18 protein-coding genes and 2 pseudogenes are annotated in these 20,625 nt (G+C 52.8%); 12 read left to right on the top strand and 8 right to left on the bottom strand.

What is annotated here, in order from left to right:
* Positions 1-165: 165 nt before the first annotated feature.
* Positions 166-1,476: a replication-associated recombination protein A gene (locus IUJ45_RS00650; RefSeq protein ID WP_002246216.1), complete on the bottom strand. Its 1,311-nt coding sequence runs from the start codon at positions 1,474-1,476 to the stop codon at positions 166-168.
* Positions 1,477-1,787: 311 nt separating this feature from the next.
* On the opposite strand from IUJ45_RS00650, the gene IUJ45_RS00645 reads away from it, so the two are divergent.
* The 3 genes and pseudogenes from IUJ45_RS00645 to IUJ45_RS00635 form a co-directional block, all read left to right on the top strand.
* Positions 1,788-2,210, top strand: coding sequence for a hypothetical protein (locus tag IUJ45_RS00645; protein WP_002237958.1), 423 nt, complete (start codon positions 1,788-1,790; stop codon positions 2,208-2,210).
* Positions 2,211-2,296: 86 nt separating this feature from the next.
* Positions 2,297-2,997: pseudogene (locus IUJ45_RS00640) on the top strand (autotransporter).
* A 141-nt stretch (positions 2,998-3,138) separates the two neighbouring features.
* A pseudogene (locus tag IUJ45_RS00635) lies at positions 3,139-3,276 on the top strand (IS1595 family transposase); the annotation flags it as partial.
* Here the strand turns inward: IUJ45_RS00635 and IUJ45_RS00630 are convergent.
* Complete coding sequence (locus IUJ45_RS00630; protein WP_002213466.1) at positions 3,261-4,175, bottom strand: LysR family transcriptional regulator; 915 nt, start codon at positions 4,173-4,175, stop codon at positions 3,261-3,263. The pseudogene IUJ45_RS00635 and the gene IUJ45_RS00630 sit on opposite strands and share 16 nt — an antisense overlap.
* 255 nt (positions 4,176-4,430) lie before the next feature.
* On the opposite strand from IUJ45_RS00630, the gene IUJ45_RS00625 reads away from it, so the two are divergent.
* From IUJ45_RS00625 to IUJ45_RS00605, 5 genes are all read left to right on the top strand, one after another.
* Positions 4,431-5,900 carry a DUF3360 family protein gene (locus IUJ45_RS00625; RefSeq protein WP_002237018.1) on the top strand — a complete coding sequence of 490 codons (1,470 nt, stop codon included), beginning with the start codon at positions 4,431-4,433 and terminating at the stop codon, positions 5,898-5,900.
* 251 nt (positions 5,901-6,151) lie between these two features.
* Positions 6,152-6,523, top strand: a complete 372-nt coding sequence (locus IUJ45_RS00620; protein ID WP_002234916.1) for a hypothetical protein — start codon at positions 6,152-6,154, stop codon at positions 6,521-6,523.
* A gap of 72 nt (positions 6,524-6,595) precedes the next feature.
* Entirely contained in the window at positions 6,596-8,005 is a 1,410-nt protein-coding gene (gene thrC, locus IUJ45_RS00615) for a threonine synthase (RefSeq protein WP_002249372.1), read from the top strand.
* Between the two features lie 46 nt (positions 8,006-8,051).
* Positions 8,052-8,846: a BUD32 family EKC/KEOPS complex subunit gene (locus IUJ45_RS00610; RefSeq protein WP_002213458.1), complete on the top strand. Its 795-nt coding sequence runs from the start codon at positions 8,052-8,054 to the stop codon at positions 8,844-8,846.
* Between the two features lie 187 nt (positions 8,847-9,033).
* Positions 9,034-9,810, top strand: coding sequence for a ferredoxin--NADP reductase (locus IUJ45_RS00605; protein ID WP_002213456.1), 777 nt, complete (start codon positions 9,034-9,036; stop codon positions 9,808-9,810).
* 759 nt (positions 9,811-10,569) lie between these two features.
* Here IUJ45_RS00605 and IUJ45_RS00600 read toward each other — a convergent pair.
* Genes IUJ45_RS00600 through IUJ45_RS00590 form a run of 3 tightly spaced genes read right to left on the bottom strand, consistent with a single transcriptional unit; the run spans position 10,570 to position 15,501 of the window.
* Positions 10,570-13,041 carry a heavy metal translocating P-type ATPase gene (locus IUJ45_RS00600; RefSeq protein ID WP_002246218.1) on the bottom strand — a complete coding sequence of 824 codons (2,472 nt, stop codon included), beginning with the start codon at positions 13,039-13,041 and terminating at the stop codon, positions 10,570-10,572.
* Positions 13,038-14,216, bottom strand: a complete 1,179-nt coding sequence (gene hflX / locus IUJ45_RS00595; protein ID WP_082308600.1) for a GTPase HflX — start codon at positions 14,214-14,216, stop codon at positions 13,038-13,040. The genes IUJ45_RS00600 and hflX overlap by 4 nt, the downstream gene beginning before the upstream one ends.
* Positions 14,217-14,220: 4 nt before the next feature.
* Positions 14,221-15,501 (bottom strand): CAP domain-containing protein, encoded by a 1,281-nt coding sequence (locus IUJ45_RS00590; RefSeq protein ID WP_002225276.1) that lies wholly within the window; start codon positions 15,499-15,501, stop codon positions 14,221-14,223.
* Position 15,502: 1 nt separating this feature from the next.
* Here IUJ45_RS00590 and IUJ45_RS10925 point away from each other — a divergent pair, with 1 nt between their 5' ends.
* Positions 15,503-15,631: a hypothetical protein gene (locus IUJ45_RS10925; protein WP_009347251.1), complete on the top strand. Its 129-nt coding sequence runs from the start codon at positions 15,503-15,505 to the stop codon at positions 15,629-15,631.
* 22 nt (positions 15,632-15,653) lie between these two features.
* Here the strand turns inward: IUJ45_RS10925 and IUJ45_RS00585 are convergent, their stop codons facing one another.
* Positions 15,654-16,379, bottom strand: coding sequence for an epoxyqueuosine reductase QueH (locus IUJ45_RS00585; protein ID WP_002213448.1), 726 nt, complete (start codon positions 16,377-16,379; stop codon positions 15,654-15,656).
* 72 nt (positions 16,380-16,451) lie between these two features.
* Positions 16,452-17,129: a RadC family protein gene (radC, locus tag IUJ45_RS00580; protein ID WP_002246220.1), complete on the bottom strand. Its 678-nt coding sequence runs from the start codon at positions 17,127-17,129 to the stop codon at positions 16,452-16,454.
* A 26-nt stretch (positions 17,130-17,155) separates the two neighbouring features.
* Between radC and IUJ45_RS10920 the strand changes: the two genes are divergently transcribed.
* Entirely contained in the window at positions 17,156-17,278 is a 123-nt protein-coding gene (locus tag IUJ45_RS10920; protein ID WP_255265604.1) for a hypothetical protein, read from the top strand.
* On the opposite strand, the gene gshA is transcribed toward IUJ45_RS10920, so the two are convergent.
* Positions 17,252-18,601, bottom strand: coding sequence for a glutamate--cysteine ligase (gene gshA, locus IUJ45_RS00575; RefSeq protein ID WP_002213445.1), 1,350 nt, complete (start codon positions 18,599-18,601; stop codon positions 17,252-17,254). The two genes, IUJ45_RS10920 and gshA, sit on opposite strands and share 27 nt — an antisense overlap.
* A 259-nt stretch (positions 18,602-18,860) precedes the next feature.
* Here gshA and leuC point away from each other — a divergent pair, with 259 nt between their 5' ends.
* Together leuC and IUJ45_RS00565 are read left to right on the top strand one after the other, a co-directional pair.
* A complete protein-coding gene (leuC, locus tag IUJ45_RS00570; RefSeq protein WP_002213443.1) occupies positions 18,861-20,270 on the top strand; it encodes a 3-isopropylmalate dehydratase large subunit in 1,410 nt (469 codons plus the stop codon).
* Between the two features lie 96 nt (positions 20,271-20,366).
* A complete protein-coding gene (locus IUJ45_RS00565) occupies positions 20,367-20,621 on the top strand; it encodes a hypothetical protein (RefSeq protein WP_002213442.1) in 255 nt (84 codons plus the stop codon).
* Positions 20,622-20,625 lie beyond the last annotated feature (4 nt).

The raw sequence follows: 20,625 nt of genomic DNA, 5'->3' as shown, positions 1-20,625 counted from the left end.
CTCTTTGAGCTAAGGCGAGGCAACGCCGTACTGGTTTTTGTTAATCCACTATACCACCTTGTCTTTATTGGCTTTATCGATAAACAGGATAAGACCTGAAAAAAGCCGATACGCCTTTTTGGTGTACCGGCTTTGCCATACTGTTCTGCTTCAGACGGCATCGCTTCATTTTGCCTTTAATACTTCTTCGTCCAGCGATTTCAACCACGCCAGCTTTTCGCCGATTTTGATTTCCAGTCCGCGCGGGACGGGTTGGTAGAAATCGGGTTCGTCCAGGCCGTCGGGCATATAGCTTTCGCCGGCGGCGTAGGCGTTCGGTTCGTCGTGGGCGTAGCGGTATTCGCGTCCGTAGCCCAATTCCTTCATCAGCTTGGTCGGGGCGTTGCGCAGGTGGACGGGCACTTCGTCGCTGGCGTTTTCTTTGACGAAGTGGCGCATTTGGTTGTATGCCTTGTAGCCCGCGTTGGATTTCGCGGCGGCGGCAAGATACAATACCGCTTGCGCCAAAGCCAGTTCGCCTTCGGGCGAGCCTAAGCGTTCGAAGGTGGCGGCGGCATCGTTGGCGATTTGCAAGGCGCGCGGGTCGGCAAGCCCGATGTCTTCCCAAGCGATACGCACGATGCGGCGGGCGAGGTAGCGCGGGTCGGTGCCGCCGTCGAGCATACGGCAGAACCAATACAGCGCGGCGTTCGGATGCGAACCGCGCACGGATTTGTGCAGGGCGGAGATTTGGTTGTAGAAACTCTCGCCGCCTTTGTCGAAACGGCGGATTTGCGCCCCGAGACTGTCGGCGAGAAATTCGGCGGTTAAGTTTTTCAGACGACGTGTATCGGCGGCGCGTAAAAGTTGTTCCAACAAATTCAACAATCTGCGCGCATCACCGTCGACGGTATTCACGAGTAATTTTTGCGCATCCGTTTCAATCGTAAACTCTTGGTATTCAGGCAAAGCCAATACCTTGGCAATCAGCTTTTTCAGGTCGTCTGAAGACAAGGGTTGCAAAACATACACCTGAGCGCGGCTCAACAGCGCGGGATTGACTTCAAACGACGGATTTTCCGTCGTCGCACCAATAAAGGTTAGCAAACCGCTTTCGACATGCGGCAAAAACGCGTCCTGCTGCGCCTTGTTGAAGCGGTGGACTTCATCGACAAACAAAATCGTCGCGCGTCCCTGCTGCAAAGCGATTTCGGCTTTATCGATTGCCTCGCGGATGTCCTTCACGCCGGAAAATACGGCGGAAACAGGCAAAAACTGGGCGTTGAAACTCTGCGCCAAAATCCGCGCCAACGTCGTCTTGCCCACGCCCGGCGGCCCCCACAGCAACATAGAATGCGGCTTGCCGCCTTCTACCGCCACGCGCAAAGGTTTACCTTCGCCGATGAGGTGTTCCTGCCCCACCACGTCGTCAAGCGTATGCGGACGCAATCGTTCGGCAAGCGGCGCGTCGGGTTCTCGGGCAAACAAATCGGTCATAACGGCTCCGTCAACAGGTTTTCAAACAATATGATTATACGGCAGGGAACGGCGGCGTGCCGCATACGGATTCCGCCCCTCCGTTTGCCTTAAGCCGATATTAGGCGCATACTGGAAAAGACGAGAGACTTCACACAATATATCCGGCACGGAGACCGATTCCGCACCGGCATGACAATACCCAAATCAGCGTTTCAATTAAACATTAAGGAGACTAAAATAGAAAATTTGCTTTATCTACCATTGCTTTGTTGATTCAATCGGCATTATGTTTTGAGGCGGAAGCCCATGAATATACTAATATTCAAGAGATGGAATGGGTGTCTTTATTTTCTGATCCGCAAAAAGACGATGATAGTCTTATAACCCTTAAAGATGAAAAAATCACTGTAAAAAACTATATTGTGCCTTGGTGGAAAAAAGGTGAAAACTTTAGAAAATTAGAACTTATTACCACTGGTAAAAATGATAATGGAAATTTAACGGTAAATGGAATTTACGGCATCCAATCTTTTGCAGACCCGCAATTAGGATATACGCCTGAATTATCGGTGAAAAGCAATAATGATATTCTATTTAAAAATAATCTCCAATCTGTTGACGTGAAGCCCCATTCCGGAAATATCCATTTGGATGCCAAAGGAAAAATTCAATTTAATTTGAATGTTTCCGATGGTGATGGGGTACAAGATGTAGCCAGTGGAAAAAAATACCGACAAACAATAGTGCCTTAGTGCGGTATGTCAACACTATCAGCCCCCCCGATGAAAATGACAAAGGCAGCATATCCTTTCATTCAAAAACAGGCAATTTGTTCAATATGAACGTTAACGTTCATAAAGACACACACCATTTCGGTATTCACAACCTCAACAATACCGATGTTCATCTGACTGCCGAAGACAGCGATAATGTGGTTGCGATTAAAGGGGAACTCGCCGACCCTATGCCGACAGGAAATGTTGAGAGTACAAGTTTTTTAAGGGGCATTGAAACGGCTTTTAAATCCAATACCGTATTAACGGGGAATAACAATAAAATATCCATCGCCACTGAGGGCAAGGGCTTGGGATTGGGCGTAAATGGTCTCCAGTCCAACTCCCCCTATTCCGGACACACGACGGGCATTTTCATCAATAATCAATCAAGCGACCTTACCCAACCTTCCCTTGATGGCATCAGCACCATCAAACTCAAAGCCGTCAAGGGAAATAATGAAGTTGATTTAAATGTAAAAAACCACGCCTCCGTAAAAGGCATTATCGCGTCGCATTCTGCAAAAGCAACGCTTGAAGCCGAAGGGGACAATATTGTCCAGGTTAAAAATCCGGACACCAATACGGCTTTAATCGATGCTTTGAAAAAACAATACCCCAATGCTTCGAAAGAACTATACAGGGTGGGGGTTCAATCCACGACTGGAACAGTACGCATTTCGCCAAACGGCAAAATCGCATTAACGGAATTGAAAACTTTTGGAATTGTACAAAACGGCATTTGCGTCAGTTTATAGTGGATTAACAAAAACCAGTACGGGGTTGCCTCGCCTTAGCTCAAAGAGAACGATTCTCTAAGGTGCTGAAGCACCAAGTGAATCGGTTCCGTACTATCTGTACTGTCTGCGGCTTCGTCGCCTTGTCCTGATTTTTGTTAATCCACTATAACGGCATTTCCAAAGGGCATTTTAAGCTGTATTTGAAAGAATGCGGATGGCGTTTTCAGTGTTTTCAGCGTGATAAAATTCAAATTTCTATTTTAAAACAATCAGCAAAGCAGGATTTATTTCAGTTGTCCGAGACAACGGGCGGCTGCACCGCCTGCACTCCCCATACTTTTTCAATGCACTCGAGCAGGAGTGAGACGTGGGGATTATCCTCGTATTCTTCCGCATAAATGAAATTGAGCGGCATACTGTGGCGGCACGATTCGATAATAGCCACGCCCGCGCCTTCTTTTGCCGCCGCTTCGGCTTTGTTTCCCGGCACCATTGCCACACCTATACCGCCTGCAACCAAATCGATAATGGTTTGGGGGTAGTCGCACAAGATCTGTTTTTTGGGTGAGAGCCGGTTGCTGCGCCAAAACTGGTGCAGGTGCTTCCTACTTCCGGACACGCCCGACATTTCTATCCATACGCATTCTTGCAGGCTCTGCGGAAGGGAGCGGGTCAGATGGGGATATTGGCTTTGCGGGCAAATCAGCGCGTAGGTCAGGTTTTGCAGGAATACGCTGCGGATGCCGCGTTGGGCGGCGTTGCCGAGTATAAAGCCGCCGTGCAGGGTTTTGTGTTGGATGCGCGAGAGGATTTCTCCGCTCATTCCGTATTGGATGTGCAGGCGCGTTTTGGGGGCTGTTTGACCGATATTGTCCGTCAGCGCGACGAGCTTTGCCGAATCGATGGGGTGGATAATGCCCAAACTGGTCTCTTCCGAATAATCGCCTGCCAGCGTTTTGGCAAAATGCTCCAGCTTGTGTTTGTATTGCAGCAGGGATTCCGCTTCGGGCAACAGTATTTCGCCCGCCCGCGTCAATACCATGCCTTTCCCCGTGCGCCTGAACAGCGGCGTGCCGACATATTCTTCAAGGGCTTTAATTTGGGCAGAAACGGCAGGCTGGGAAAGGAAAAGTCGTTTGGCGGCTTGGGTAAGGTTGCCCTCGTGCGCGACGGCGACAAATGATTTTAATTGTACGGCATCCATATATCCCTCCTTGTGCGGATGTTTTCTATATTTGTGCAATCGAAATCTTTTAGGTGGATTGTTGCTGAAAATTAACTTTTTAATCAAGTGGTTTGTAAATTGTATCAGTTTTCCGGATGATGGTTATCAAAAAAAAAGATTGGTTTTGTTGCCTGTTTGGGCTTTAAATGGGGTTACGGCTTCCGAACGCAGCCCGTATCAAAAAGAAAAGTCATGCGCCCCTTTTACGAGGCGCGATATATAAGGAGGAAGGTTATGGAAAAACATAATGGGACTTATCGGGATTTGCACCGTCCAGCTTCGGAATTTGCGACGCGGGACGAATATTTGGAACATGAATTGCAGATTATGCAACCAAAACGCTGGCGGCCCAACCTGCCCTTTCGCGATTACCGCTTCGAGTGGGAGGATTTGATTCCTGCGATGGCGGGAACGATTGGAAAAGTGGTGATGGTGGGGGCGGTGGCGGCGGCGTTTGCCGCACCTTTGGGGCTGCCTGACAGCTTTGTACTGGAAAATGTGCGCTATGAGCTTTTAATCGCCGCCGCGTTTATCTTATTGGTATCGGGCTTTTTTCTGCCCGGCGCCAACCTGCCCGGTACGCACGGGCCGCTGATTCCGATGATTCCCATCGTTGTGTCGGCAGGCGGGCATCCTTTGGCGTTCGGCATTTCGATTGCGGTTTTAGGTCTGCTGATGGCTTTATTTCGCGGCGGCAGTATTATGGCGAAGCTGACAAGCAACGGCGTATGCGGCGGATTATTACTCTATTTGGGCTTTATCGGCACGACGGGGCAGGTAAAAAAATTGTTTTCGTGGGCAGGCGGTTTTAATATGCCCTACATCGCTTTTACCGTCATTATTGTAACGATTGTGATGTACGCTTTGTTGGAGCATTGGAAAAAACGCTGGTTAGCCGTGCCTTTGGGATGCTTGATTGCCGGTGTGGCGGCATTTGCATTGGGTGCGCCGTTTGAGTTTCACACCGCCCCCGGCCTGCCTCCAATGAGTCCTGCTTATTGGTGGGGTGAAAACAGCGGCTGGCATCTGGGGTTGCCGACGGCAGAAAGTTTTTTGGTTGTCTTTCCATTTGCGGTATTGGCTGTTGCAATGTGGTCGCCCGATTTTTTAGGACATCAAGTGTTCCAAAAAATCAGCTATCCGGAAAAAACCGATAAGGTATTGATGAATATAGACGACACCATGACAAGTTGTTCTGTCCGTCAAGCAGTGGGTTCTATTTTAGGGGGTGCAAATTTTACCTCTTCTTGGGGAACTTATATCGTACCGGCATCGATTGCCAAACGCCCCATTCCGGGCGGTGCGGTTTTAACGGCGGTTTTATGTATTATCGCCGGGTTGTGGGGCTATCCGATGGACTTGGCGATTTGGCAGCCGGTATTGAGCGTAGCCTTGGTCGTAGGCGTATACTTACCGCTTTTGGAAGCGGGCATGGAAATGACGCGCAAAGGCAAAACCACCCAATCCGCCGCCACCGTGGTGTTCTCTTCCGCCTTGGTCAATCCGGTTTTCGGCTGGGCGTTGACGATGCTGTTGGATAATTTGGGCTTAATCGGCTGCAAAGAGCGCAGCGCGCAATTAGGTTTCACCGGACGCGTATTGATACCCGTAGTAGGTTTCTTGATCTTGTGTGTGGCGATGGGTGCGGTCGGGATGCTGCCCGGTATCCCGCCGTTTTTGGAGCACTTCAAATCTTTGGGCTAGGCTGAAATCGGAAATGCCGCCTGAACCGCTTTCAGACGGCATTTTTGCAAACAGGCAAAATGACGGCGGCGGGATTTTTTATTTTCCCGATTGAAGTATAATGTTGCCGGGCTTCAACCGGATATTCAAAACGGTTTGTTCCAACACTCGGAACGGCGCATAAAACGCCGCCCTTCGCGTTATCCCGAACGGGGCGGCTAATCAGATTCTATCGCCATAAAAGGCGGGGTTTCAACCGAAAAGGAATTGAGATGAATAAAACCTTGTCTATTTTGCCGGTGGCAATCTTACTCGGCGGCTGCGCCGCCGGGGGCGGTAACACATTCGGCAGCTTAGACGGCGGCACAGGTATGGGCGGCAGCATCGTCAAAATGGCGGTAGAAAGCCAATGCCGTGCGGAATTGAACAAACGCAGCGAATGGCGTTTGACCGCGCTGGCGATGAGTGCCGAAAAACAGGCGGAATGGGAAAACAAGATTTGCGCTTGCGTCGCCCAAGAAGCACCCAACCAGCTGACCGGCAACGATGTGATGCAGATGCTGGATCCGTCCACGCGCAATCAGGCACTTGCCGCCCTGACCGCCAAAACGGTTTCCGCCTGCTTCAAACACCTGTACCGCTAACCTTCTTCAGACGGCATGAGGCAGATGCCGTCTGAAGCCGTTTTCCTGCAATTTCGACAGACGAGAAAAATCATGAAATACATCAGCACGCGCGGCGAAACCGCACACAAACCGTTCAGCGAAGTTTTATTGATGGGGCTTGCCCCCGACGGCGGCCTGATGCTGCCGGAACATTATCCGCAAATCGGGCGCGAAACCTTGGACAAATGGCGCGGTTTGTCTTATCCCGAATTGGCGTTTGAAATCATGCGCCTGTTTGTTACGGATATTCCGGAAGACGATTTGCGCGACATTCTGAACCGTACTTACACGGAAGCGGCGTTCGGTACTAAGGAAATCACCCCCGTCCGCACGCTTTCAGACGGCATCAAAATCCAAGCCTTATCCAACGGCCCCACTTTGGCATTCAAAGACATGGCGATGCAGTTTTTGGGCAATGCGTTTGAATATGTTTTAAACAAAGAAGGCAAAAAACTCAATATCTTGGGCGCAACCAGCGGCGATACGGGTTCGGCTGCGGAATATGCCTTGCGCGGCAAAAAAGGCGTGAACGTATTTATGTTGTCGCCCGACGGTAAAATGAGCGCGTTCCAACGCGCGCAAATGTACAGCCTGCAAGACGAGAATATCCACAATATCGCCGTGAAGGGAATGTTTGACGACTGTCAGGACATTGTGAAGGCGGTGCAAAACGATGCCGCGTTCAAGGAAAAATACCATATCGGTACGGTCAATTCGATCAACTGGGGACGCATCGTCGCGCAAGTGGTTTATTACTTTGCAGGCTATTTCAAAGCGACGCAAAGCAATGACGAGCAAGTCAGCTTCTGCGTGCCGAGCGGCAACTTCGGCAACGTTTGCGCGGGACACATCGCCAAACAGATGGGTTTGCCTATCCGCCGCCTGATTGTCGCGACCAATGAAAACGATGTGTTGGACGAGTTTTTCAAAACCGGTGCATACCGCCCGCGCAACAGCGCGCATACTTATGTTACCTCCAGCCCGTCGATGGACATTTCCAAAGCGTCCAACTTCGAGCGTTTCGTGTTCGACCTGATGGATCGCGATCCTCAGGAAATCAATACGCTGTGGGCGGAAGTAGCGGCGGGCAAAGGCTTTGACCTGCGGTTTGCTTTAGAAAAAGTCGGTGGCAAATACGGTTTTACCTCCGGCAAATCCACCCACCCCGACCGCCTCGCCACCATCAGACAGGTTTATGAGCAAGACCAAGAACTCATCGACCCGCACACTGCCGACGGCGTAAAAGTCGCCCGCGAAGTGCGCGAAGAAGGTGAAACGGTGGTTTGTTTGGAAACCGCGTTGGCGGCGAAATTCGATGCGACCATACGCGAAGCCGTCGGCGATGTCGCCATTCCGCGCCCTGCCGCGCTGGAAGGTTTGGAAAACCTGCCGCAACGCGTGCAAACCGTGCCGAACAGTGCGGATGCGGTAAAAGGCATCATCGAACAAACCCTTGCCTGATGTTCCGTATGGGCGGCATTCCGTCCGAACTTAAGATTGAAAGAAAATGACCGTACCTATGCAGGAAACCCATTTTTCCATACTGCTGGACGAACTGGCGGCAAAACAGGAGGCAGCCATCGCCCCCCACCTGCTTGCCGACGGAACCAAGGTATGGATACGCAAAGCAGGCAGGCACAATGCGCGATGGCGTTACGCGCTGCTCGGTATGGTTGCCCGATATTTGAAACTGGGGGTGTTGAAGCCGGTTCCCAGCCTCGGCGGCGAGCCTGCCATTGCAACCGAATCAAAACGCCTGTACGAATTGCGCGCGGCGGGGATAGCCGTTCCCGAATTGCTCGCCGTCAGGAAAAATGCCCTTATGTTCGGAAATTTGGAAGGTATCCCGCTCGATACGCAAATCCGCCAAGAAGCCGAAGCCGGAAAGGCGGACGCTTGGCTTGCCGGTTTGGAAGCCATTGCACGCGTGCATAAAAAACAGCAGTTCCTCAGTCAGGCGTTTGCACGAAATATGATGTCGGACGGAAAAAACATCAGCTTTTTGGATTTTGAAGACGACCCTTCCGAGGTCCTGACCATAGCGCAATGCCAAGCCCGCGATTGGCTCTGCTACATTCATTCGACCGCGCTGATATTGAAAAACGGCGGACTGCTGGAAGCGGCTGCGGAAAAATGGGGCGGCGTATTGTCAGATCAGCCTGCCGAAATACAAAAGCTGATTGCCGCCACCGTCAAACCGATCCTCCCGATACGCAGGCTGGAACACCCCCGCTGGGGACGGGACGCGCTCAGGCTGGCAGCCTCGATTTCCCTGATTTCCCTTGCCGATATGCCGCCGTAAGCCGCCGCCCGCCCCACGATGCCGTCTGAAGCCCTTCAGACGGCATATAACCAACGCGCATCAAGCATTGTCGCAACCATCCGTTTCGTTTAGAATTTTAGCTTTACCCCGAATCGGGCAGACATTTTCACTCTGCCGCACATCCCGAACAAGCACTATCCATTTCTTTTACTGACAGGAAACCCAAATGGCAGCATTCAATACCCAAAAAGTATTGTCCGTACACCACTGGACAGACGCATATTTTACCTTTACCTGCACCCGCGACGAATCGTTGCGCTTTGAAAACGGACAGTTCGTTATGGTCGGATTGATGGTGGACGGCAAGCCGCTGATGCGCGCATACAGCGTCGCCTCCGCCAACTGGGAAGAACACCTCGAATTTTTCAGCATTAAAGTCCAAGACGGTCCGCTGACCAGCCGCCTGCAACACCTCAAAGTCGGCGACGACGTGTTAATCAGCAAAAAACCGACCGGAACCCTGGTTGCCGGCGACCTGAATCCGGGCAAACACCTTTACTTGTTGAGCACCGGTACCGGCATCGCTCCTTTCTTGAGCATCACCAAAGACCCCGAAATTTACGAGCAATTTGAAAAAATCATCCTCGTACACGGCGTGCGCTACAAAAAAGATTTGGCGTACTACGACCGCTTTACCAAAGAATTGCCCGAACACGAATACCTCGGTGACTTGGTTAAAGAAAAACTGATTTACTACCCGATTGTTTCCCGAGAAGAATTCGAACACCACGGCCGCCTAACCGACCTGATGGTGAGCGGCAAACTGTTTGAAGACATCGGCCTGCCCAAAATCAACCCGCAAGACGACCGCGCGATGCTGTGCGGCAGCCCCGCGATGCTGAAAGACACCTGCAAAGTTTTGGACGATTTCGGTCTGACCGTCTCCCCGAAAACAGGCGTGCGCGGCGACTACCTGATTGAGCGTGCGTTTGTAGATCAATAAGCTGTTTGAAAATCCCGTCTGAACGGCATCAGCGATAAAAAAACCCGAATCCTGCCAATCAGGATTCGGGTTTTTATAGTGGGTAAAAATTAGAAATGCACATTTCCGTCATTTCCGCGCAGGCTAGGATCCAAACTTATCCGTTTCATTATAGTGGATTAACAAAAACCAGTACAGCGGTGCCTCGCCTTGCCGTACTATTTGTACTGTTTACGGCTTCGTCGCCTTGTCCTGATTTTTGTTAATCCACTATAGTATCTGAAAATAAAAGAGAAACCAAACATATAGATTCCCGCTTGCGCGGGACTGACGACGGTGTTCTGCGTAGCCAAAGCAGAAAAACATCCTTATTGTCATTTCATCATGATATAACAATAAGGATGTTAAAAATTAGTTATCATTATATGCATGATATATAAGAAAAATTGTCCCAATAAGAAATGTTATGCAGAAAATAAAATGAAAAGGATGGTTTTCATTGAAAATGGTTGTTCTGCCACCGTCATACACAGAACCGGTATTTGGAAAAAAAATAATCCATATTGACATCATTATTCCATTTATCGCATAAATCCACTTTTTAATTTTTTTTCCTCATTAATATAATCTCTTATTTAATAAAATCAAATACCTAGCAATTCGATCTCAAATTTTAAACGCCAACGTGTTTGAGCGGTAACAATGCATACTTTAAGTTTGTAATCCTTCATCGTCTCATTTTTGTTTTAATCGACTATACGTCTAAAGCAACGCCGTCCGTCATTGTTCGGACGGCATTTTTTCAGACGGCATTTTCCCCCGTTTGTGAAGGCGCAAGGCATTGCCCAAAACCGCCAGCGAACTGAAACTCATACCCAGTGCGGCTATCCACGGTTGGACATAGCCCAAAACGGCAAGCGGTACGGCAATGATATTGTACGCGCCCGCCCATATCAGGTTTTGCCGGATAATCTGCCGGGTGCGCCGCGCCTGATCGAGCAGGTGGGCGACGGTACGCAAATCTTCGTTCAATAACACAATGTCCGCGCCGTCCCTCGCAATATCCGTCCCGCCCGCTGCGGCGGCGGATACGTCTGCCTGCGCCAAAACGGGCGCGTCGTTGATGCCGTCGCCTATCATCAGTACTTTTTTCCCTTCTTTTTGCAAGGCTTTGACGTATTCCAGTTTGTCCTCGGGCATGGCTTGGGCGCGGTAGTGCGTGATACCCAGGGCGCGGGCGGTTTCGGCAACGGCGGTTTCGCGGTCGCCGCTGAGGATGTGCAGGGTCAGGTTTTTGCCTGCCAACTGCCACACCGCCTCCGCCGCGCTGTCTTTCAAGGGGTCGGTCAGGTAGAACACGGCTTGGAAACCGCTTTGACTGCCGAGGTAAACCGCGCTGCCGCCGCCTTCTGTTTGCGGTTCTTTACCTGAAATTTCGGCGACATAGGATGCCCTGCCCAATGCCCAAACCTGTGTTTCGCCGTTGACGGTCAGTTGCGCGCCCACGCCTTCGCCGATGCGGTTGAGGCGTTGTTTAATAGCAATGTCGGGGACGCTGCCGTCTGAAACACGGTGTTTGAGGATGGCGCGGGCAAGGGGATGTTCGGACTGTTGTTCTAAAGCCTGCGCCACCGCGAGAACAAAGGCTTCGTCTGTGCCTCTCAACAATGAGATACGGCGGACGGCGGGATTGCCTTGGGTCAGCGTGCCGGTTTTGTCGAAAATAATGTCGGTGGTTTGGGCGAGCGTTTCCAGGGTTTGCTTACCGCCGATTAAAATACCTTCACGCGCCAGCGTACCGGTAGAAGCTGCCAGCGCGGTCGGCGTGGCAAGCGATAAGGCGCAGGGGCAGGTAATGACCAGCAGGGCGACGGTAATCCACAATGCGGTGTGCGCGTCGGCGTACAGCGTCCAGCCGATGAAGACGGGGACGGCAAGCAGGAGTTCGCCGAATATGAAAGACGAGGCGTATTGTTCCGCCAACTCGGCAGTGCGCGGTTTTTGCGCTAAGGCGCGGTCGAGCAGGCGGACGATGTGCGACAGTCGCGTGCCACCGCCGGTGCGGTCGGTGCGTATAATCAGGGGGCTTTGCGTGTTGAGTGTGCCGGCGGTTACTTTTTCAGACGGCATTTTGGCGACGGGCAGGCTCTCGCCGGTCAGCATAGATTCGTTGACGGCACTGCTTCCTTCCAGCACCGTGCCGTCAACGGGGATGGTTTCGCCCGGTTTGACCAGCACGATATCGCCCGCCTTCAATTTGACGACAGCTGCCTCGCAGGTTTCCTGCGTATCGGGGTAATCGGGCATATGATGGCAAAACGCAGGAATCAGCTTCACCAGCCTCTCGGCGGCATCGCCTGCCTTACGGCGGGCAATGTGTTCCATAAAGCGTCCGCCCAGCAGGAAAAACAGCAGCATCGCGATGGATTCGAAATACATCCCCTGCCCCGCATTTGTCGCAAGGCTGTAAACGCCGGCGATAAAGGTCATGATGATGGCGACGGTAATCGGCGTATCCATGCCGACGCGGCGGTTTTTCAAGTCGCGCAGCGCGCCTTGATAAAACGGGACGGCGCAATAGAATACGACGGGCAGCACCATTAAAAAGCCGCCCCAATGGAGGATTTGCAGGAAATCGGGTTCGATGTCGCTGCCGTAAAGGTAGGTCGGCAGCGCGAACATCATCGTCTGCATCATCCCCAGCCCGGCAACGGCGAGGCGGACGATGTATTGTTTGCGTTCTTTTTGGTTGGCGGCTTCGATTTTTTGCGCGTCATAGGGTGCGGCGGTGTAGCCTATCTGCCTGATTTTCAACAGAATGTCGGAAAGGCGGATTTTGCCGTCGTCCCAGACGACGCGGCAGCGGTGCGTGCTGTAATTGAGGTCGATGCGGACGATGCCGTCTGTACGCAAAAGCTGCTGTTCGATCAGCCAGACGCAGGCGGCGCAGGTGATGCCGCCGAGCATTAAAACCGCCTCGCGCGTGCCGCCGTGGGTTTCCACAAAGTCGGACTGGACTTCGGGCAGGTCGTACAGGCGGATTTGGTCGAGGATTTCTTGGGGCGGCAGCTCGGTTTTTTGCGCGTCGGCGGTGCGTTGTTTGTAATAACTGCCCAAGCCCGCGTCAATAATGCTTTGTGCGACCGCCTGACAGCCGGCGCAGCAGGTTTCGCGGTCTTCGTTTTCGTAACGGACAGTCAGGTGGAGGTGTTCGGGAACATCCAGACCGCAGTGGAAACAGGTTTTTTTCATGGCATTTCGGTTTCGTCTGTGTTTGGTGCGGCGGCACAAGACTCGGCAATGGCTTCGCGCAGTGCGTCTATACCGGTATTTTCAGCAACGGAAATGCGGACGGCGGCAATTTTTCCCGCAGCGTCGCGCCATATGCCCGTGTTTTGTTCTTCAGACGGCAGCAGGTCGGTTTTGTTGTGCACCTTGATGCACGGAATATCGCCGGCATGGATTTCTTGCAGTACGTTTTCCACGTCTTCAATCTGCTGTCCGCTGTTCGGAGCGGCGGCATCGACGACGTGCAGCAGCACATCGGCTTGCGCGGTTTCTTCCAGCGTGGCGGAAAAGGCGGAAATCAGTTTGTGCGGCAGATCGCTGACGAATCCGACGGTATCGGTCAGGATAATGCTGCATTCGGGACTGATGTACAGCCGCCGCGCCGTCGTGTCGAGTGTGGCGAAAAGCTGGTCTTTCGCATATATGCCCGACTTGGTCAGCCGGTTGAACAGGCTGGATTTGCCGACATTGGTATAGCCGACCAGCGCAAACGTTTTGATTGTGCCCGATTCGCGGGACTTGCGGCGCAGGGCGCGCTGTTTTTTGAGGTTGGCAAGCTGTTTTTTCAAGGCATTGATCCGATGGGCGATCAATCGGCGGTCGGTTTCCAGTTTGGTTTCGCCGGGGCCTTTCATGCCGATACCGCCGCGCTGGCTCTGCAGATGGCCGTAACCGCGTATCAAGCGTCCCGCCAAATGGCTCAATTGTGCCAACTCGACTTGCAGCCTGCCTTCCTGCGTGCGGGCGCGGCGGGCGAAAATCGCCAGAATCAGCCCCACTCTGTCCAATACGCGGCATTGGAGGATTTTTTCCAAATTGCGTTCCTGCGTGGGCGTAAGTTCGTGGTTGAATACGACCAAATCGATGCCGTCTGCGGCAACTGCTTCTGACAGCTCCGCCGCCTTGCCCGTGCCGACAAACAGCGCGGTGTGCGGACGGTCGCGTTTGGCAGTCTCCACGCGCACGGAATCGCCGCCCGCCGCTTTGACCAGCTCGACAGCTTCCGCCAATGCCGTCTGAAAACCGTTCAGACGGGTGGCACTGCTGCCCGTGCCATCTTTGTCCAACATTACGCCCACCAGCATGACGCGTTCGGGTTGCGCTTGGGTACTGCCGTTGCGGCCTGTTCTGCCTGTCATGTATTCAATCCTGTAAATAAAGGGTTACGCCTCGTTCCGTTTCTCCTTCCGGTGCAAGCGTGATGCGGCTGCCCGCCATTCCGTCAACGCTGAAGACGATGCCGCCCGCCTCGTGCCTTCCTATGGACAGGCGGCTGCCGGGTCGCTGCCGGTAGGTATAACGGGTACACGCTTCCAAACACCAGCGTCCGCGCCAGTGGATGAAATATTTTTCGCCTTTTCTAACCGCAAGTGTCTCGCCGCCGTTTACCTCAAAATAAGGGTAATCGGGTTTTCGGGTTCTAAACTGCCATTTCGCCTGCGCGCGCCGTCCGTTGCGGACATAGTCGAATACCGCCGTATAAAGCGTACCGTATTCCAAAGGCTTGAGCGGGAAAAGCGCGAATTGGTACGCGGTCAGCCTGCCGTTGGGGTCGTTGCCGGCGGTTAAAACCCTGACGGGGCGGATTTCGTTTTTACCCTGATACAGCTTGAAACTTTTCATCGTAATTTTGCCTGCCGCCTCGGAAAAATCAATGCTGGCAGGATTGCCCGTGATTTCATATTCCGGCACGGGGTCTGGACGCTCGCCGTGGAAATAAGGCAGTGCGCCGTTGCCGACGGGATAGGCTGTATAGAGCAGCTCCTGTGCGGGCATGGCTTCGTCGGTGTACACGACCGCACCGTTATGGCAGGCGTTGCGGTAATATTTCCGTCCTGCTTCCGGCTGATTTCTGCCTTGGGCGCAATGCCGCTCAAACCTGCCGTTGCCCTGATTGAATACGAGAACGGTTTTACCGTTTTCGCGCACAAATGCCGCTCCTGCCTCATCCGTATGGCGGTCAAGTAGGGAAAGGCGGTGGTAGATTGCGCTCATTAATCCGTCCACTTGGCGTTGCTGCGTGCGGATGTCGCTGTCGGACGATTCGGCGGCTTCCTCTTCCGTGCTGATGTTTTCATGCACGCCGTTGTAGAGATACCCGGCAAGGCGTGTGCGTTCGGTCAGCTTTTGTGCGGTGTAGTGCGGATTGTCGGGATGGTGTTCGCCGTGTCCGTCTTCGGGATTGAGCGTGAGATAGCGTGCGTGCCTGCGGGCGGAATTTTCCAAAACCGGCGCGTGTGCCAGCTTGTGCAAACCGATTTGGGCGCGGATGCGGTTGAGGTAGTGCAGCGCATCGCCGCCGTCCCTGATTTGCGGTGCGGACGGATAGACAAGTTCGCCCGCGGGCAGGGATTGGTTTTGGGTATGATAGAAAACGCCGGCCGCCGAACCCAACAGGAGCAGCCGAATAAAAAGGGATTTCATAATGCCGTCCTCCCGACGCGGCAACGGGGTGTTTTATCAAAACGGCAAACTTGCCAATGCGGTTTCCGATTGCAGATTGCCAAACCGGCAAACCTTTCCCCGTGCCGATGCCGAACCCGATGCCGTCTGAACCTTCAGACGGCATCGGGTGTTTATTTGTCCACCCGGATGGGTGCAGGTTCGTATTGTGTCGATTCGTCGCCGTAATACAGCACGCCGAGTTTGATGGGGATGCGTCCCTGCGATTTGCGGTGGGCGTTGGAATCCCTCAGGGAATAGGCACAACCGCAATATTCCTGCTGGTAGAAGTTTTCACGTTTGCTGATTTCAATCATACGCGCGCTGCCGCCGCCTTTGCGCCAGTTGAAATCCCAATACACCACATCATCGTAAGGCGCGGCGGCGCGGTGTCCGCAGTCGTTGATTTGCGCCATATTTTTCCAGCGTGAAATGCCCAGCGAACTGGTAAAGACGGGGAACCCGTGTTCATGCGCGTATTGCGCCGCCTTTTCAAAACGCATATCGAAACACATGGTGCAGCGGATGCCGCGTTCCGGCTCAAACTCCATGCCTTTGGCTTTGGCAAACCATTCTTTGCGGTCGTTTTCGTAATCGTCGTCTTTGTCGATGAAAGGGATGCCGAACTTTTCCGCAAAGCGTACGTTTTCCTCTTTTCGGAGCATATACTCTTTATGCGGATGGATATTGGGATTGTAAAAATAAATGGTGTAATCAATGCCGCTGGCCAGCATAGCTTCCATCACTTCGCCGCTGCACGGGGCGCAGCAGGAATGCAGCAAGACTTTTTTATGTCCGCCGGGCGGGACGAGTATGGGGCGGTCAATGTCGGTAACGGTAGGTTTGTTTTGTGTTTCCATTAACTTAACAATATCTGTCGAATACGGTTGAAGCGGCTATTTTATCAGAGCCGCCGCATGTAAAACAGGGTGTCAGGGCATCAGCCCGAACTGTCTGAACGAACGGACGGTTTGCGCCGTTACGATAAAATGGTCGAGCAGCGACACATCGACCAGCGACATTGCCTGTGCCAGCCGCCTTGTGAACATGATGTCTTCCTGCGAAGGTTCGGGCGAGCCGCCCGGATGGTTGTGCGCGATAATCAGGCTGTCGGCATATTCGTCCAATGCCAGTTTGACAATTTCACGGATGTAAATCGTGTTTTCCGCAACCGTACCGCGCGACAGCTCTCTGACCGCAATCAGTTGGTTTTGGCGGTTCAACAGCAGCGCGACGCTGACTTCGACTTTTTCCTGCCCCAAATGAAAGCGTAAATAATCGGCAACGGTATCCGGATCGGACAGGACGATGCTCTCCTGCAATTCTTCCGCCAATATCCGCCGCCCGATTTCCCTGACTACGGCAAACTGTGTGAAACTTGCCGTCCCCATCCCTTTGTATGCCGACAGTTTGCCGACCTCCGCGCTCATCAGCCTCCCCAAACTGCCGAACTCCTGCAGCAAATAACGCGCCAAATCGACCGCACTCATTCCGCGCGTGCCGACGCGCAGCAGGATTGCCAAAAGTTCGGCATCACTCAAAGCCGCCGCCCCGCGTTCCAACAGCTTTTCCCTGGGTCTTTCGCCTTCCGGCCATTGCTTGATGCTCATGTTTTCCCTTTTTTAAATAGTCTGAGATGCCGTCTGAAACAAATGTTCCCACACGCCAAATATCCGAAATGCCGTCTGAACCGGATTTCCGCTTCAGACGGCATCTGTATTTCAAAACAGTCTTACGCCGTTTCTTCCAACTCGATTGAAGCCGCCAGAAGCGACAGGCGTGCCATTACGCCGTAAACGTAGAGGCGGTTGTGTTCGTTGTCCACGTCGCAGTCTTTTTCAGAGCGCGGCATACCCAGCGAGTCCCATTGTTCGAATACGCGCTTGCAGGCTTCGGGCGCTTCTTGGGAGTTGTCGCCGTTGCCGGTGGGGATGCTGTTAGACAGCGGAACAAACACCATACCGCCGGCGTTGAGGTTTTCGTCCGCACCGCGCCCTTCGTGTACGCGGAAAAAGCCGCCGATGACGAAGCGGTCCATCATATACACGACGGGTTCGCACACCGCGCCGTTTAAGGTTTCATAAGTATAAATCCCTTCTTGGACAATCACTTCGCTGACTTCCAAGCCTTCTTTGACTTTCGCCATTTTATTGCGGTTTTTACGGTTCAATCCGCGCACTTCGTCGGCGGATTTGACGCTCATCACGCCCATGCCGTAAGTGCCGGCATCGGCTTTGACGATGACGAAAGGTTTGTCGGTAATGCCCGATTCGTCGTATTTGGCTTGAATTTTCGCCAGCACACGTTCTACCGCTTCCGCCAACGCGTCTTCGCCTTCACGCCCTTGGAAGTCCAAACCGCCGATTTTTTCAAAATAAGGGTTAATTTGCCATTCGTCGATGCCGATTAACTTGGCAAATTCGGCGGTAACTTGGTTGTACGCGCCGAAATGATTTGTTTTGCGGCGCGTCGTCCAACCGCCGTGCAACGGCGGCAAAACGGTTTGGCTGATGCCTTTGAGGATGTCGGGAATGCCGGCAGACAAATCGTTGTTCAACAAAACCACGCAAGGCGAAAAGCCGTCTGCAAGATGGACGCGGTCGCGGGTACGCAATAAAGGTTCCAACAGGATTTTGTCGCCCAATGCAGTTTCAAATTCGGTCGGTTCGGTTACTTCCGGATTCAGGCTGCCCAAGCGCACTTCATACCCTGCCGAACGCAAAATCTCGCCGAGGGCGTAAATGTTTTGCAGGTAAAACGTATTGCGCGTGTGGTTTTCGGGAATAATCAATACGGATTTCGCCGTTTCGCAGGCGCGTTGCACCGCATCTTGCGCGGCAACCGCCGCCAGCGGGATAAAGTTGGGATTCAGATTATTGAAGCCGCCGGGGAACAAATTCATATCGATAGACGAAATTTTGTAACCGGCATTGCGTATATCGACCGAACCGTAAAACGGCGGGCGGTGTACGCTCCACTGCGTGCGGAACCACGCCTCGATTTTGGCGTGATTGGACAGGATTTTTGCCTCAAACGCCTGAAGTTGCGCCGAATGTTCGGGCGACATCACCGGTAATTTCATCTTTCGTCTGCCTCTGTGTGTTTTTTGACAAGATGCAGATGATAATGCCTTTAAAAGAATGACGACAAGTATTCTTTCGTATCGAATCATGCTTTAGATATAACTGTTTACTGAAATGGACAATACGTCTAATTTTTTCGTTAAAATTGTTTGCAAAATAACACCGGCTCAAAAATTAGACAAAATTTGTTGCGCGGTATAAAGAATACGTCTAAAATCCGCCCAATCCGCATTACCATTTATCCAAAAGAACAACATCATGACAGCACAAACCCTCTACGACAAACTTTGGAACAGCCACGTCGTCCGCGAAGAAGAAGACGGCACCGTCCTGCTCTACATCGACCGCCATTTGGTGCACGAAGTTACCAGCCCTCAGGCATTTGAAGGCTTGAAAATGGCGGGGCGCAAGCTGTGGCGCATCGACAGCGTCGTCTCCACCGCCGACCACAACACCCCGACCGGCGATTGGGACAAAGGCATCCAAGACCCGATTTCCAAGCTGCAAGTCGATACTTTGGACAAAAACATTAAAGAGTTTGGCGCACTCGCCTATTTTCCGTTTATGGACAAAGGTCAGGGCATCGTACACGTTATGGGCCCCGAACAAGGCGCGACCCTGCCCGGTATGACCGTCGTCTGCGGCGACTCGCACACTTCCACCCACGGCGCATTCGGCGCACTGGCGCACGGCATCGGCACTTCCGAAGTCGAGCACACGATGGCGACCCAGTGCATTACCGCGAAAAAATCCAAATCCATGCTGATTGCCGTTGACGGCAAATTAAAAGCGGGCGTTACCGCCAAAGACGTGGCACTTTACATCATCGGGCAAATCGGCACGGCGGGCGGTACAGGCTACGCCGTCGAGTTTGGCGGCGAAGCCATCCGCAGCCTTTCTATGGAAGGCCGCATGACTTTATGCAATATGGCGATCGAAGCCGGTGCGCGCTCAGGCATGGTTGCCGTCGACCAAACCACCATCGACTATGTAAAAGATAAACCCTTCGCACCCGAAGGCGAAGCGTGGGACAAAGCCGTCGAGTACTGGCGCACGCTGGTGTCTGACGAAGGTGCGGTATTCGACAAAGAATACCGTTTCAACGCCGAAGACATCGAACCGCAAGTCACTTGGGGTACCTCGCCTGAAATGGTTTTAGACATCAGCAGCAAAGTGCCGAATCCTGCCGAAGAAACCGATCCGGTCAAACGCAGCGGTATGGAACGCGCCCTTGAATACATGGGCTTGGAAGCCGGTACGCCATTAAACGAAATCCCCGTCGACATCGTATTCATCGGCTCTTGCACCAACAGCCGCATCGAAGACTTGCGCGAAGCCGCCGCCATCGCCAAAGACCGCAAAAAAGCCGCCAACGTACAGCGCGTGTTAATCGTCCCCGGCTCCGGTTTGGTTAAAGAACAAGCCGAAAAAGAAGGCTTGGACAAAATTTTCATCGAAGCCGGTTTTGAATGGCGCGAACCGGGCTGTTCGATGTGTCTCGCCATGAACGCCGACCGCCTGACCCCGGGGCAACGCTGCGCCTCCACCTCCAACCGCAATTTTGAAGGCCGTCAAGGCAACGGCGGACGTACCCACCTCGTCAGCCCCGCTATGGCAGCCGCCGCCGCCGTTACCGGCCGCTTTACCGACATCCGCATGATGGCGTAAGTATTTTCAGGCGGTCTTTAAGAATTTGACGCGGCCGTCTGAAATATGTCCCGTAAGGCAGAAACACCTTTAATATTCAAACCAAGGAGTTTAACCATGAACAAACTTTTCATTACCGCCCTGTCCGCCCTCGCCTTGTCCGCCTGCGCCGGCACTTGGGAGGGCGCGAAACAAGACACCGCCCGCAACCTTGACAAAACACAGGCCGCCGCCGAACGCGCCGCCGAACAAACAGGCAACGCCGTCGAAAAAGGCTGGGACAAAACCAAAGAAGCCGTCAAAAAAGGCGGCAATGCCGTCGGACGCGGCATTTCCCATCTCGGCGGAAAAATCGAAAACGCCACCGAATAACCGA

The organism is Neisseria meningitidis (assembly GCF_022869645.1).
In the GTDB taxonomy this organism is placed as follows: Bacteria; Pseudomonadota; Gammaproteobacteria; order Burkholderiales; family Neisseriaceae; genus Neisseria; species Neisseria meningitidis.
Note: the sequence above shows the minus strand (reverse complement) of the source record. Positions and strands in the feature narration are given on the sequence as shown.

Excerpts from the sequence above, each read along its gene's own strand:
- IUJ45_RS10925 (WP_009347251.1), top strand. The coding sequence starts at position 15,503 with ATGCCGTCCTCCCGACGCGGCAACGGGGTGTTTTATCAAAACGGCAAA.
- gshA (WP_002213445.1), bottom strand. The coding sequence starts at position 18,601 with ATGAAATTACCGGTGATGTCGCCCGAACATTCGGCGCAACTTCAGGCG.
- thrC (WP_002249372.1), top strand. The coding sequence starts at position 6,596 with ATGAAATACATCAGCACGCGCGGCGAAACCGCACACAAACCGTTCAGC.
- IUJ45_RS00620 (WP_002234916.1), top strand. The coding sequence starts at position 6,152 with ATGAATAAAACCTTGTCTATTTTGCCGGTGGCAATCTTACTCGGCGGC.
- IUJ45_RS00585 (WP_002213448.1), bottom strand. The coding sequence starts at position 16,379 with ATGGAAACACAAAACAAACCTACCGTTACCGACATTGACCGCCCCATA.
- hflX (WP_082308600.1), bottom strand. The coding sequence starts at position 14,216 with ATGACAGGCAGAACAGGCCGCAACGGCAGTACCCAAGCGCAACCCGAA.
- radC (WP_002246220.1), bottom strand. The coding sequence starts at position 17,129 with ATGAGCATCAAGCAATGGCCGGAAGGCGAAAGACCCAGGGAAAAGCTG.
- IUJ45_RS00625 (WP_002237018.1), top strand. The coding sequence starts at position 4,431 with ATGGAAAAACATAATGGGACTTATCGGGATTTGCACCGTCCAGCTTCG.
- IUJ45_RS10920 (WP_255265604.1), top strand. The coding sequence starts at position 17,156 with ATGCCGTCTGAAACAAATGTTCCCACACGCCAAATATCCGAAATGCCG.
- IUJ45_RS00590 (WP_002225276.1), bottom strand. The coding sequence starts at position 15,501 with ATGAAATCCCTTTTTATTCGGCTGCTCCTGTTGGGTTCGGCGGCCGGC.
- IUJ45_RS00610 (WP_002213458.1), top strand. The coding sequence starts at position 8,052 with ATGACCGTACCTATGCAGGAAACCCATTTTTCCATACTGCTGGACGAA.
- leuC (WP_002213443.1), top strand. The coding sequence starts at position 18,861 with ATGACAGCACAAACCCTCTACGACAAACTTTGGAACAGCCACGTCGTC.
- IUJ45_RS00650 (WP_002246216.1), bottom strand. The coding sequence starts at position 1,476 with ATGACCGATTTGTTTGCCCGAGAACCCGACGCGCCGCTTGCCGAACGA.
- IUJ45_RS00645 (WP_002237958.1), top strand. The coding sequence starts at position 1,788 with ATGGAATGGGTGTCTTTATTTTCTGATCCGCAAAAAGACGATGATAGT.
- IUJ45_RS00600 (WP_002246218.1), bottom strand. The coding sequence starts at position 13,041 with ATGAAAAAAACCTGTTTCCACTGCGGTCTGGATGTTCCCGAACACCTC.
- IUJ45_RS00605 (WP_002213456.1), top strand. The coding sequence starts at position 9,034 with ATGGCAGCATTCAATACCCAAAAAGTATTGTCCGTACACCACTGGACA.
- IUJ45_RS00630 (WP_002213466.1), bottom strand. The coding sequence starts at position 4,175 with ATGGATGCCGTACAATTAAAATCATTTGTCGCCGTCGCGCACGAGGGC.
- IUJ45_RS00565 (WP_002213442.1), top strand. The coding sequence starts at position 20,367 with ATGAACAAACTTTTCATTACCGCCCTGTCCGCCCTCGCCTTGTCCGCC.